The 14,075-nt window shown below is 61.2% G+C and carries 10 protein-coding genes; 6 read left to right on the top strand and 4 right to left on the bottom strand.

Annotated features, from left to right (window positions below; all coding sequences use genetic code 11):
• Positions 1-3: 3 nt before the first annotated feature.
• The 6 genes from M2397_RS01505 (at position 4) to M2397_RS01480 (ending at position 9,515) form a co-directional block, all read left to right on the top strand.
• Positions 4-1,170, top strand: a complete 1,167-nt coding sequence (locus M2397_RS01505) for an efflux RND transporter periplasmic adaptor subunit (RefSeq protein ID WP_259242170.1) — start codon at positions 4-6, stop codon at positions 1,168-1,170.
• On the top strand, positions 1,167-4,256 hold the full coding sequence (locus M2397_RS01500) for a multidrug efflux RND transporter permease subunit (RefSeq protein WP_259242169.1): 3,090 nt from the start codon (positions 1,167-1,169) through the stop codon (positions 4,254-4,256). Before M2397_RS01505 ends, M2397_RS01500 begins: the two co-directional genes overlap by 4 nt.
• A gap of 31 nt (positions 4,257-4,287) precedes the next feature.
• Complete coding sequence (locus M2397_RS01495) at positions 4,288-4,965, top strand: heavy metal response regulator transcription factor (protein ID WP_027604753.1); 678 nt, start codon at positions 4,288-4,290, stop codon at positions 4,963-4,965.
• Positions 4,955-6,319: a heavy metal sensor histidine kinase gene (locus M2397_RS01490; RefSeq protein WP_259242168.1), complete on the top strand. Its 1,365-nt coding sequence runs from the start codon at positions 4,955-4,957 to the stop codon at positions 6,317-6,319. The genes M2397_RS01495 and M2397_RS01490 overlap by 11 nt, the downstream gene beginning before the upstream one ends.
• A gap of 288 nt (positions 6,320-6,607) precedes the next feature.
• Positions 6,608-7,936, top strand: coding sequence for an OprD family porin (locus tag M2397_RS01485; RefSeq protein WP_259242167.1), 1,329 nt, complete (start codon positions 6,608-6,610; stop codon positions 7,934-7,936).
• Positions 7,937-8,021: 85 nt separating this feature from the next.
• Positions 8,022-9,515, top strand: a complete 1,494-nt coding sequence (locus tag M2397_RS01480; protein ID WP_184744621.1) for a sensor domain-containing diguanylate cyclase — start codon at positions 8,022-8,024, stop codon at positions 9,513-9,515.
• Between the two features lie 113 nt (positions 9,516-9,628).
• On the opposite strand, the gene lpxC is transcribed toward M2397_RS01480, so the two are convergent.
• From lpxC to M2397_RS01460, 4 genes are all read right to left on the bottom strand, one after another.
• Entirely contained in the window at positions 9,629-10,540 is a 912-nt protein-coding gene (gene lpxC, locus M2397_RS01475; RefSeq protein ID WP_003171886.1) for a UDP-3-O-acyl-N-acetylglucosamine deacetylase, read from the bottom strand.
• Between the two features lie 112 nt (positions 10,541-10,652).
• A complete protein-coding gene (ftsZ, locus tag M2397_RS01470) occupies positions 10,653-11,849 on the bottom strand; it encodes a cell division protein FtsZ (protein ID WP_053131424.1) in 1,197 nt (398 codons plus the stop codon).
• A gap of 74 nt (positions 11,850-11,923) precedes the next feature.
• On the bottom strand, positions 11,924-13,186 hold the full coding sequence (gene ftsA / locus M2397_RS01465; protein ID WP_027604757.1) for a cell division protein FtsA: 1,263 nt from the start codon (positions 13,184-13,186) through the stop codon (positions 11,924-11,926).
• A 15-nt stretch (positions 13,187-13,201) separates the two neighbouring features.
• Positions 13,202-14,071, bottom strand: coding sequence for a cell division protein FtsQ/DivIB (locus M2397_RS01460; RefSeq protein ID WP_131698380.1), 870 nt, complete (start codon positions 14,069-14,071; stop codon positions 13,202-13,204).
• Between the last annotated feature and the right edge of the window lie 4 nt (positions 14,072-14,075).

Raw genomic sequence — 14,075 nt, 5'->3', positions numbered from 1 at the left:
CCCATGCACATTCAACGAAAAACTGCCCTGATCGTGGGTGTCCTCGTGGTCGTGGCGGTTGCAGCCTGGGCGTTGACCCGCCCAGCCAAGGCCAGACTGGCGGCACCGACCGCGATCCCGGTGCGGGTGGTGAGCGTAGCGCAGCAGGACATTCCACGCTTTGTCAGCGGCATCGGCACGGTGTTGTCCTTGCACAGCGTGGTCATTCGCCCGCAAGTCGACGGCATTCTCACCCAATTGCTGGTCAAGGAAGGCCAGTTGGTCAAGGCCGGCGACCTGCTGGCCAGAATCGATGATCGCTCGATCCGCGCCAGCCTCGACCAGGCCAAGGCACAACTGGGCGAGAGCCAGGCGCAGTTGCAGGTGGCGCTGGTCAACCTCAAGCGCTACAAGGAATTGAGCGTCGACGACGGCGTGTCCAAGCAGACCTACGACCAGCAACAAGCGCTGGTCAACCAACTCAAGGCCACCGCCCAAGGTAACCAGGCCGCAATCGATGCAGCCCAGGTCCAGCTTTCCTACACCCGGATTCGCTCACCCGTCAGCGGCCGCGTCGGTATTCGCAATGTAGATGAAGGCAACTTCCTGCGCACCAGCGATACCCAGGGCCTGTTCTCCGTGACCCAGATCGACCCGATTGCCGTTGAGTTCTCTCTGCCGCAACAGATGCTGCCGACCCTGCAAGGCCTGATCGCCGCACCCACCCAGGCCAGCGTCGACGCCTACCTGGGTGCCGACACCGACGGCCAGACCGGTGATTTGCTGGGAGAAGGCCACTTGAGCCTGATCGACAACCAGATCAGCTCCACCACCGGCACCCTGCGCGCCAAGGCCGAGTTCAACAACGCCTCGCAACGCCTGTGGCCGGGGCAACTGGTGACGATCAAGATCCAGACGGCCCTCGACAAAAATGCCTTGGTGGTGCCGCCGACCGTGGTGCAACGCGGCCTGGATTCGCACTTCGTGTACCGGGTCAATGGCGACAAGGTTGAGGTGGTGCCGGTGCAAGTCACCTATCAAAACAGTGACGTCAACATCATCAAGGGCGTGCAGGCCGGTGACGTGCTGGTCAGTGATGGCCAGTCGCGGCTCAAGGCCGGTGCCCAGGTGGAGGTGCTCAAGGAACCCCCGCAGGTGATCCAGACCGTCGACGCCAAGGTGCAGCCATGAGCCGCTCGCCGTCAGCCTGGTGCGTCGACCACCCGGTCGCCACCCTGCTGCTGACCTTCGCCCTGGTGCTGCTCGGGATCATTGCCTTCCCGCGCCTGGCCATCGCGCCGCTGCCGGAGGCGGAATTTCCGACGATCCAGGTCACCGCACAATTGCCCGGCGCCAGCCCGGATACCATGGCCTCCTCGGTGGCGACGCCGCTGGAAGTGCAGTTCAGCGCCATCCCCGGCATGACCCAGATGACCTCCAGCAGTGCCTTGGGCTCAAGTCTGTTGACGCTGCAGTTCACCCTCGACAAGAGCATCGACACCGCCGCGCAAGAAGTGCAGGCGGCGATCAACACCGCATCCGGCAAGCTGCCCAGCGACATGCCAAGCCTGCCCACCTGGAAGAAGGTCAACCCGGCGGACAGCCCGGTACTCATCCTCAGTGTCAGCTCCGACAGCATGCCCAGCACCGAACTGAGTGACTATGTGGAAACCCTGCTGGCGCGGCAGATCAGCCAGATCGACGGCGTCGGCCAGATCAACATCACCGGCCAGCAACGCCCGGCGATCCGCGTGCAGGCCTCCCCCGACAAACTCGCGGCCATCGGCCTGACCCTGGCCGATATACGCCTGGCCATCCAGCAATCGAGCCTCAACCTGGCCAAGGGTGCGATCTACGGCGAAAACAGCGTGTCGACCCTGTCGACCAACGACCAACTGTTCCATCCGGAGGACTACGCGCAGTTGATCGTGTCCTACAAGGACGGCGCACCGGTGCAACTGCGCGATATTGCCAAAGTCATCAATGGTTCGGAAAACGCCTACGTGCAGGCCTGGTCCGGCGACACTCCGGGGGTCAACCTGGTGATTTCGCGCCAGCCAGGCGCCAACATTGTCGAGACGGTGGACCGCATCCAGGCCGAGCTGCCGCGCCTGCAAGGCATGCTGCCGGCCTCGGTGCAGGTCAGCGTATTGTCTGACCGCACCAAGACCATCCGCGCGTCCCTGCATGAAGTGGAAGTGACCCTGCTGATCGCCATCCTGCTGGTGGTGGCGGTGATGGCGCTGTTCCTGCGCCAGTTGTCGGCGACGCTGATTGTGTCCAGCGTGCTCGGCGTGTCGCTGGTCGCCAGCTTTGCGCTGATGTACCTGATGGGCTTCAGCCTGAACAACCTGACCCTGGTGGCGATCGTGATCGCCGTGGGCTTTGTGGTGGACGATGCCATCGTGGTGGTGGAGAACATTCACCGCCACCTTGAGGCGGGGCTCGACAAGCGCGAAGCGGCGATCAAGGGCGCCGGCGAGATTGGCTTTACCGTGGTGTCCATCAGCTTCTCGCTGGTGGCGGCGTTTATTCCGCTGCTGTTCATGGGCGGTGTGGTCGGACGGTTGTTCAAGGAATTCGCGCTGACGGCCACCTCGACCATCCTGATTTCGGTGGTGGTCTCGTTGACCCTGGCGCCGACATTGGCGGCGCTGTTCATGCGTGCCCCGACTCATCCCGCCCACGACAAACCCGGCTTCAGCGAGCGCCTGCTGGCCGGCTATGCGCGCAACCTGCGCCGCGCGCTGGCCCATCAACGCACCATGGCCGCCATTTTCGTGGTGACCCTGGCCCTGGCCGTGGTCGGCTACGTGTTTATCCCCAAGGGCTTCTTTCCGGTACAGGACACCGGCTTTGTGCTCGGCACCAGCGAAGCGGCGGCCGATGTTTCGTACCCGGACATGGTGGCCAAGCACAAGGCCCTGGCCGAGATCGTCAAGGATGACCCCGCGGTGCAGGCGTTTTCCCATTCGGTGGGTGTGACCGGCAGCAACCAGACCATCGCCAATGGCCGCTTCTGGATCGCCTTGAAAGACCGGGGTGATCGCGACGTGTCCGCCAGCCAGTTTATCGACCGCATCCGGCCCAAGCTCGCAAAAGTGCCGGGCATCGTGCTGTACCTGCGCGCCGGCCAGGACATCAACCTCAGCTCCGGCCCCAGCCGTGCCCAGTACCAGTACGTACTCAAGAGCAATGACGGCCCGACACTCAACACCTGGACCCAGCGCCTGACCGAAAAACTGCGCGCCAACCCGGCGTTTCGCGACCTGTCCAACGACCTGCAACTGGGCGGCAGCATTACCCATATCAGCATCGACCGGCAGGCCGCCGCGCGCTTTGGCCTGACCGCTACCGATGTCGACCAGGCGCTGTACGACGCTTTCGGTCAGCGCCAGATCAACGAGTTCCAGACCGAGATCAACCAGTATCAGGTAGTGCTGGAGCTGGACACCCAACAGCGCGGCAAGGCCGAAAGCCTGAACTACTTCTACCTGCGCTCGCCGTTGACCAACGAGATGGTGCCGTTGTCGGCGGTGGCCAAGGTCGACCCACCGACCGTGGGGCCCTTGTCCATCAGCCATGACGGTATGTTCCCCGCCGCCAACCTGTCGTTCAACCTGGCACCCGGTGTGGCGCTGGGTGACGCGGTGATCATGCTCAACCAGGCCAAGAATGAAATCGGCATGCCGACCACCATCATCGGCAACTTCCAGGGCGCGGCCCAGGCGTTCCAGAGTTCGCTGGCCAGCCAGCCCTGGCTGATACTCGCGGCGCTGGTGGCGGTCTACATCATTCTGGGTGTGTTGTATGAGAGCTTCGTGCACCCGCTGACGATTATCTCCACCTTGCCCTCGGCGGGGTTGGGCGCACTGATCATGCTGTCGCTGATGGGCCGGGACTTTTCGATCATGGCGCTGATCGGCCTGGTGTTGCTGATCGGCATCGTGAAGAAGAACGGCATCCTGATGATCGACTTTGCCCTGGAGGCCCAGCGCGTCAGGGGCATGTCGCCGGAAGATGCGATCTACGAAGCCTGCGTCACGCGGTTCCGCCCGATCATCATGACCACCCTCGCCGCCCTGCTCGGTGCGGTACCGCTGATGCTCGGCGCCGGCCCCGGCGCGGAAATGCGCCAGCCGCTGGGGATCGCGGTGGTCGGTGGCTTGCTGGTGAGCCAGGCGCTGACGCTGTTCACCACACCGGTCATATACTTGTACCTTGAGAAATTTTTCCACCGGCCCAAACCAGCTGCCGAGCTGGCGACCACACACTGAGGCCAAGGCACCGCCCTGGAGCAAAAGGCTCATGCGCGTACTGATTGTTGAAGATGAAGAAAAAACCGCCGACTACCTGCACCGTGGCCTGACGGAGCAAGGCTACGCCGTCGACGTGGCGCGCGAGGGCGTCGAGGGCCTGCACCTGGCGCTGGAGAACGATTACGCGGTGATCGTGCTCGACGTGATGCTGCCTGGCCTCGACGGCTTTGGCGTGTTGCGCGCATTACGTGCGCGCAAGCAAACGCCGGTGATCATGCTCACCGCCCGTGAGCGCGTGGAAGACCGTATCCGCGGGCTACGCGAAGGTGCCGACGATTACCTCGGCAAACCGTTTTCATTCCTTGAACTGGTGGCGCGCCTGCAAGCCCTGACCCGCCGCAGCGGCGGCCACGAGCCCGTGCAAGTGACCGTCGCCGACCTGTGGATCGACTTGATCAGCCGCAAGGCCAGCCGCAACGGCGTGCGCCTGGACCTGACCGCCAAGGAGTTCTCGCTGCTCAGCGTATTGGCGCGGCGCCAGGGCGAGATCCTCTCCAAGACATCGATCGCAGAAATGGTCTGGGACATCAATTTCGACAGCGACGCCAACGTCGTGGAAGTGGCGATCAAGCGCCTGCGCGCCAAGCTTGACGGGCCGTTCGAACACAAGCTGCTGCACACCATTCGCGGCATGGGTTATGTACTGGAGAATCGCAGTGTCGGCTAACTCCATTGCCCTGCGCCTCAGCAGCATGTTCACCTTGGTGGCGGCGCTGATATTCCTGTTGATCGGCGGCGCGCTGTATCAGCAGGTAGACCGCAGCCTGGGCTTGCTACCCGGGGCGGAGCTGGATGCGCGCTACAGCGTGTTGGAATCCTCCGTGAACCGCTTCGGCACACCGGACCATTGGGTGAAGATTCAAGCCAAGCTCAAATTATTGGGTGAGGAAGACAAGCGTATTCGCTTCTGGGTCGTCAGCAGCGATCCGAACTACGAGTATGGCAACCCCGATGCGCAGATCCGCGCCTTCGCCGAAGGCCCAACGGGTAAGCGCGATCTGCGCCTGGCGGGGCGCGACTACCCATTCAAAGTGCTGGTGAGCCAGTTCCCGGCCAAGGACCAACGCCCGTCGTTGCGGTTCATGATCGCCATCGACACCGAAAACTTCCGTGCCACCCAGCACCATCTGCTGGTGGCTTTGGTCAGTCTGGCGCTGGTCGGCGTGGTGCTGGCAGCGCTGCTGGGGTTCTGGGTTTCGCGCATTGGCCTCAAGCCGCTGAGCAAACTTTCGGATGAAGCGCAGAAGCTGGCGCCGCCGAAGCTCTCCGGGCGCCTGCAACTGTCGCCGCTGCCGCCGGAGCTGAGTCAGTTCGTCAACTCATTCAACGCCACCCTGGACCGCGTGGAACAGGCTTACTCGCGACTGGAGTCGTTCAACGCCGACGTCGCCCACGAACTGCGTTCGCCGTTGACCAACCTGATCGGCCAGACCCAGGTTGCCCTGACGCGCGGGCGTTCGGCCGAGCATTACTTCGAGGTGCTGCAATCCAACCTCGAGGAACTGGAACGCCTGCGTTCGATCATCAACGACATGCTGTTCCTCGCCAGCGCCGACCAGGGCAGCAAGGCCACCAAGCTGATTGAAAGCTCATTGGCCGACGAGGTCGCCACCACCCTCGACTACCTGGACTTCATCCTCGAAGACGCCCAGGTCCGGGTGCAGGTCCACGGCGACGCCCAGGTGCAGATCGAAAAAGCCCACTTGCGCCGCGCCCTGATCAACCTGCTGAGCAATGCGGTGCAGCACACCGCGCCCGGGCAGGTGATCGACGTGAACATTGATGTGCTGGAGCATCAGGTCGCCATCGGCGTGACCAACCCTGGCGAGGTGATCGCCAGCGAACACCTGCCACGCTTGTTCGAACGCTTCTATCGGGTGGATGCGTCGCGCAGCAACAGCGGGGCGAACCACGGTTTGGGCCTGGCCATCGTCAAGGCAATTGCGCTGATGCATGGCGGCGATGTGTTCGTGCGCAGCGACGTCAGTGGCAATACCTTCGGCATTACCTTGCCGGTCTAGACACCTCTCACATGGCCTTCAGCATCACTGTTGCGATTTGGGCAACAGTCATTATCTTGTTACACTCTGTATCGCAGCGCTCGCCTGCGTTAATTTGACGCATCGATGAGCGCGACGGCAAAGGCAGCTGACCCGCTTACCCGAATTTCCCTCGACTTATTTCCAGGGCTCTACACTGGGAATCTGTCTTAAAGCCGCTGACTTCAGCGGCTTTTTTTTGCCGTAAAAAAAGGCCAGGCACACCCCCACGACATTGGCCGTTTTCGATTGACCAAAGGAGCTGTACCGGTGAAGAACTCGCTGACGTTCACCCCGTTATTCCTCGCGATTGCAGCAACGATCGTTCCCCTTGCCCACGCGGCAGACACCACTCCCGCCGACGGATTCGTCGAAGGCTCGCACCTCAACATCAACACCCGCAACTATTACATGAACCGCGACCGTCGCGACATCCACACCGATGACAGCAAGGAGTGGGGCCAAGGTTTTATTGGCACCTTCGAATCCGGCTACACCCAGGGCACCGTCGGCTTCGGTCTGGACGCCCACGCCATGCTCGGCCTCAAGCTCGACGGCGGTGGCGGCACCGACGGTTCCAGCATCCTTCCCTACGGCAGCACTGACGGCAGCGGTAAAGCGCCCGGTTCGTTCTCCACCGCAGGGGGTACCTTGAAGATGCGCGCCTTCGACACCGAGTTGAAGGCCGGTGACCTGTTCCTCAACAACCCGGTGATCGCCGGCGGCATGACGCGCATGCTGCCGCAGACCTTCCGGGGTGTGAGCCTGACTAACCACAGCTTCGACGGCTGGTTGCTCGAAGGCGGCCAGGCCAGCTTCACCAAGCTCTACAACCAGAGCGGCCACCGACGCATCGGCACCAGCTATGGCGTATTGCCCAGTAACGCTGACAGCCAGCACATGAATTGGGCGGGCGTGTCGTTCAGCGGCATCCCGGGAGTGACCAGCAACCTGTACGCTTCCGAACTCAAGGACGTGTGGCACCAGTACTACTACGACCTGGACTACACCTATGCGTTGAATGACCTGGTCAGCCTCAACCCGGGCCTGCACTACTACCACACCCAGGACACCGGACAGTCGCTGCTCGGTGATATCGACAACAACACCTATAGCCTGCATTTCACCGTCGGCGTGGGTCACCACAGCGTCACCGCCGCCTACCAGCGGGTCAACGGCAACACGCCGTTCGACTACATCAGCCAGGGCGACAGCGTGTACCTGGACAACTCCCAGCAATACTCGGACTTCAACGGCCCCAACGAACGCTCGTGGAAGCTCAAGTACGCCTACGACTTTGCCGGCCTCGGCATGCCCGGCCTGACCTCGGCGGTGTCCTATATCAGCGGCAAGACCGACCTGACCAAGGTCGACCCGCAAAGCCGTGGCTACAGTGCCTGGTACAGCGCCGATGGCAAGGACGCCAAACACTGGGAACGGGATATCGATTTGAAGTATGTGGTGCAGGGCGGCAAGGCCAAGGACTTGGCGGTGCGCCTGCAATGGGCGACCAATCGTGGCAGCAATGGCTACTCGGCGGTGGATCGGGATGTGGATGAATACCGGGTGATCGTCGACTATCCGATCAACGTGTTCTGACACTCGGATCTTTCTTTTTTACCGAGTATTTAATTTTCATCGGGTACAACTAAACTGCCAGTATTGTCCCGCTGAAGTTTGCCCGATGAGTCCACCCCGCGTTCGAAACCTACCGGCACACCCAGAGCTATTACTGCTTCTGGGCAGTGGCCTTACCGTCGCCCTGATCGTGGTCATCGTCGCGGTGTTGCTGATTCGCGAACACGCCAGCACCCTGCAGGCCGCGACGCGTTCAACCACCAATATTGCCCAGTTGATCAATGCCGACGTGCTGCGTAACGTCGAACTCTACGACCTGGCCCTCAAGGGGTTGATTGCTGCCAGGCAACGTGAGGATCTGTCCCAGGTTTCTGCGAATATCCAGCACCTGGTGCAGTTTGACCTGTCCACCGCCGCGCCTTTCAAAGGTGAAGTGCTGTTGTTGGATGCCAATGGCGCGGTGATCGCCGATTCTTCCACCCTGCAGCCCACCCCGCGCAATTTTGCCAACCGCGATTACTTCCAGGTGCATACCAAGGACGCCCAGGCCGGCTTGTATATCAGCCGGCCGTTCAAGATTCATTGCGACTGCGACCAGGTCTGGCGCATGGCATTCAGCCGGCGTGTGTCGGGGCCTAACGGTGAGTTTGCTGGCGTTGCGGTCGCGACCATGCGCCTGGCGTATTTCGACCAGTTGTTCAACACCGTCACCATCGGCAACAGCAGCAGCGTCAACCTGCTTAATAAAAAAGGCTTTTTATTGGCCCAGCAGCCGCTGCTCGAAAGCGACATGATCGACAAGGACCTGAGCGATCGACCGAATTTCAAGAGGATACTGCATGAAGGCAGTGGCACCTTCCAGGCCATCTCTGCCATCAGCGGCAAGGAGCGTCTGTACACCTTCACCAATGTGGGTGAGCTACCGCTGATTGTGGTGGTGGCACTGTCCAGCCAGGATGTATTCGCCCCCTGGAAACGCGCTGCGCTACTGACCAGTGGCGCCACCGGCATCCTGTGTATCGGTTTGTTATGGCTGACCTGGATGCTGCGCCGCGAACTGCGACGCCGCTATCGCGCGGAACGTGTGCTGTCAGAACTGGCAGCCATCGACGCGCTGACCGGCTTGGCCAACCGTCGCATCCTGGATGAACGCCTGCGCCTTGAATGGGACCGCGCGCAACGCTCGCTCGAACCACTGACCGTGCTGATGATCGACGTCGACCACTTCAAAGCCTTCAATGACCGCCATGGCCATCACGGTGGAGACGCGGCATTGCGCATTGTGGCTCAGGTGATAGGCGCCAATATCCGCCGCCCGGCTGATCTCGCGGCGCGCTATGGCGGCGAGGAATTCGCGGTGGTGCTGCCCCATACGGACGCGAAGGGTGCCTGGGTCATCGCCGAGCATATCCGCAGCAGCATCGAGCATTTGCCAAGGATGGCCGGGGATGAGCGGCCGATTACGGCGAGCATCGGCATGAGCACCTGGGACAAGCGCAGCCGTATGTCCCTGGAGGCGTTGCTGCTCAGTGCGGACCGGGCGTTGTATGAGGCCAAGCACACGGGGCGCAATCGGATTGTGGATGCCTCGGCAGCCTGAATAGCGCAAGCGGCCCTCGTGGCGAGCGGGCTTGCCCGGCAAGGGAAGTGTCCAGACAATAAAAAAGGCCACCCGAAGGCAGCCTTTAAAAACTAAAGAAAGAGAGTTGTTACTTACACCGCCGCAACGGGACGCATGTAAGAGATCGGTGCGGTGCTGGCATCTTCGAAGGTCACGACTTCCCAAGCGTCTGTCTGCTCAATCAACTTGCGCAGCAGCTGGTTGTTAAGGGCGTGGCCCGACTTGAAGCCTTTGAACTCGCCTATCAGGCTATTGCCCAGCAGGTAGAGGTCACCGATTGCATCGAGGATCTTGTGCTTCACGAATTCGTCTTCATAGCGAAGGCCGTCTTCGTTCAGTACACCATCCGCGTCGACCACAATGGCGTTTTCAACGCTGCCGCCGAGTGCGAGGTTGTGCTTGCGCAGGTACTCGATGTCACTCATGAAACCAAAAGTACGGGCGCGGCTGACTTCTTTTACGAACGAAGTGCTGGAAAAATCCACGCTTGCACTTTGGGTGCGGTCACGGAATACCGGGTGATCGAAATCGATCTCAAAGCTCACTTTAAAGCCTTCGAACGGGACGAAGGTGGCGCGCTTGTCGCCGTCTTCTACTGTCACTTCCCGCAGAATGCGTATGAACTTCTTGGCTGCGTCCTGTTCTTCCAGGCCGGCAGATTGAATCAAGAATACGAAGGGTCCAGCGCTGCCATCCATGATAGGGACTTCGGACGCGGAGAGCTCGACGTAGGCGTTATCGATGCCCAAACCGGCCATGGCCGAGAGCAAGTGCTCCACCGTGTCCACTTTGACGTCACCGTTGACCAACGTGGTCGACATCGTGGTTTCGCCAACATTTTCCGCGCGAGCAGGAATCTGCACCACAGGGTCCAGGTCGGCACGCACAAACACGATGCCGGTATCGACAGGTGCAGGCTTGAGGGTCAGGTATACCTTCTCCCCGGAGTGCAGACCTACACCTGTGGCACGAATAATATTCTTCAGGGTGCGTTGTTTAATCATGGCTTGGACCGCTTCAGCGCAAATTGCGAACTGGTATCAACAAAGGCTGGCGATAATAGCAGACCAGACCTTTGCTGAACACCAATCACCTTCATAGCCCTGATACATTCCATTAATCGGCCTGACGACGCAGGAATGCCGGGATATCCAGATAGTCCAGATCATCTTGCGGATTCGGGCTACGGGACGCCGCAGCACCGGCCTGAGCCTGGTTGCGCATCACGGTCGGACGGTCCAGGTCACGGTAGTTCACCGACGGCAGTTCCTGGCGCGAAGGCGCTGGAGCGGCAGCCGCTTGGCTGGCGTGGCTGGTATGAACGGTATTGTCGATGACCTTCACAGGCTTCTCGATTTTTGCGCCCAGGCCGGTAGCAACCACGGTCACGTGCAGTTCGTCGCGCATGTCCGGGTCGATAACGGTACCGACTTTGACCATGGCGTGCTCGGAAGCGAAGGCTTCGATGATGCTACCCACGTCGGAGTACTCACCCAGGGACAGGTCAGGACCGGCGGTGATATTCACCAGGATGCCGCGTGCGCCTTGCAGGTTCACGTCTTCCAGCAACGGGTTGCGGATGGCCGCTTCGGTGGCTTCACGTGCACGATTCGGACCGCTGGCGCAGCCAGTGCCCATCATTGCCATGCCCATTTCGCTCATGACAGTACGTACGTCGGCAAAGTCGACGTTGATCATGCCTGGACGCTTGATGATGTCGGAGATACCGCGAACGGCACCGGCCAGTACATCGTCAGCCTTGGCGAACGCGGACAGCAGGCTTGCGTCCTTGCCCAGGATGGTCAGCAGCTTCTCGTTGGGAATGGTGATCAACGAGTCGACGCTTTCAGACAGCAGACGGATACCTTCGTCGGCGATCTGCATGCGCTTGCGGCCTTCGAACGGGAACGGACGAGTCACGACAGCGACCGTCAGAATCCCCATTTCCTTGGCCACTTCGGCAATGATCGGCGCTGCACCGGTACCGGTACCGCCGCCCATGCCAGTGGTGATGAACACCATGTTGGTGCCCTGCAGCACTTCGGCAATACGCTCGCGGTCTTCCAGGGCGGCTTGACGGCCGACTTCCGGATTGGCGCCAGCGCCGAGGCCCTTGGTCACGGCTGTGCCCAATTGCAGGATGGTCCGCGCGCCGATGCTTTTCAGCGCCTGGGCATCAGTGTTGGCGCAGATGAATTCAACGCCTTCAATGTTGCTCTTGACCATATGGTTGACAGCGTTGCCGCCGCCACCGCCGACACCGATCACTTTGATGACCGGGCTGGCGGGGATGTTGTCTACGAGTTCGAACATGTTCCCTCTCCTTTCATTTTCTCTAGTTTTTTCGCCTACTGCTTGTTTCGGTGCTGCGGTGTTGCGGTAAATCTTTAGAAATTGCCTTTTACCCAAGCCTGCAACCGCTCGAACAACGGCGCCTTGGCCTCGTCGTCGCTGCGGTAGCTGTCACGGTTGCTCGGGCCCGACAGGGAAATGCCGTCGGTCTGCTTCTGCAGCCCGTACAACAGCAAGCCCACACCGGTGGAATAAATCGGGTTGCGCACCACGTCGCCCAGGCCTTTCACGCCATGGGGGACACCCAGGCGTACCGGCATGTGGAAGATTTCCTCGGCCAGTTCGACCGCGCCTTCCATCTTCGAGGTGCCACCGGTCAGCACGATGCCGGCCGGGATCAAATCTTCGTAGCCGCTGCGGCGCAGTTCAGCCTGGATCAGGGTGAACAGCTCGTCGTAGCGCGGCTCGACCACTTCGGCCAGGGCCTGGCGCGACAGCTCGCGCGGTGGACGGTCGCCCACGCTTGGCACCTTGATGGTTTCACCTGCACCAGCCAGCTTGGCCAGGGCGCAGGCGTAGCGGATCTTGATTTCTTCGGCGTACTGGGTCGGCGTACGCAGCGCCATGGCGATATCGTTGGTGACCTGGTCGCCGGCAATCGGGATCACAGCGGTGTGACGGATCGCACCTTCGGTGAAGATCGCGATGTCGGTGGTGCCGCCGCCGATGTCCACCAGGCAAACGCCCAGTTCTTTTTCGTCGTCGGTCAGTACCGAGTAGGCCGAAGCCAGTTGTTCGAGAATGATGTCGTCGATTTCCAGGCCGCAGCGGCGCACGCATTTTTCAATGTTCTGCGCGGCATTGACGGCACAGGTCACCACGTGGACCTTGGCTTCCAAACGTACGCCCGACATGCCCAGGGGCTCACGAACGCCCTCCTGGTTATCGATCACGTAGTCCTGCGGCAGGGTGTGCAGCACGCGCTGGTCAGCCGGGATCGCCACGGCCTGGGCGGCGTCGAGGACGCGCTCAAGGTCGGCTGCGCTGACTTCACGGTCGCGAATCGCCACGATGCCGTGGGAGTTCAGGCTGCGGATATGGTTGCCCGCCACGCCGACGAACGCCGAGTGAATCCGGCAACCGGCCATCAGCTGCGCTTCTTCGATGGCGCGCTGGATCGATTGCACGGTGGACTCGATGTTGACCACCACGCCCTTCTTCAGGCCACGGGACGGATGCGTGCCAATACCGACGATTTCGATCGTGCCGTCTTCCCCGACCTCGCCTACCAGCGCCACCACCTTGGAGGTGCCGATATCGAGACCGACGATCATTTTGCCGCTTTGCACGTTTGCCATGGGTCCTGCCTCTTCTTAATTCTTCGCGACAGCGGGTTGCGCTGCCGTGGGCGCAGCCGGTTCACGCCAGCCGACGGCAAGGCCGTTGGCGTAACGCAGGTCGACGCTCGCAATGTTCGTAATCTGTTCTTTCAAGGTCTTGTCATAGATGGCGATGAAGCGGCGCATCTTTTCCACCAAGCGGTCGCGTCCCAGCAACAACTGGATGCCCGGGCCGGAACTGCCTGCCCCGGTCGTCAAAAACCAGCTGCCCCGTTCACGCAATTCCAGGCGTGCAATGGAGAAGCCCATTGGCCGCAGCATCTGGCTCAGGGCCTGGTACTGCTGCATCACTTGCTGCTGCGCCCGCTGCGGCCCGAACAGCTGCGGCAGGTGCTCGTAGTTGGCCAGCTCACGCGGGGTGAACGCCTGGCCCTGGTTGTTCAACAGCGCCTCTTCGCCCCAACGGGCCACGGGCAGTTGTTCTTCCAGGCGGATCGTCACCTGGTCCGGCCATACGCGGCGGACTTCGGCGTGGGCGATCCACGGCATCTGTTCCAGCTCCCGGCGCATGCCGGCCAGGTCGATGGTGAAGAAGCTCGCGGCCAGGAACGGACCAATACGCTGCTGCACCGCTTGCTGGCTGATGTAGCTCAAGTCGCCCTGCACGCTGATCTTGGTGATTGGCCGATCGGCATAGGGCAATAGACGCTGTGCACCTTCGTAAGTGCCGAAGCCCAACACCACCAGCAACACCGGCCAGAACAGCGCCTTGAGGAAACCAAAGTTGGCTTTCGGCAGGCGCGCCGACATCGGCTCTTTAGCCACCATTCGACTGGCACCCCGTGGCACCGGCTTGCGGCTCGGTGCTTGTGGGGGCTGATGACGAAGCGATGCGCCTTTCATGTCC

The organism is Pseudomonas sp. BIGb0381 (assembly GCF_024809815.1).
GTDB lineage: Bacteria > Pseudomonadota > Gammaproteobacteria > Pseudomonadales > Pseudomonadaceae > Aquipseudomonas.
This window is presented reverse-complemented; position numbering and strand designations above follow the sequence as displayed.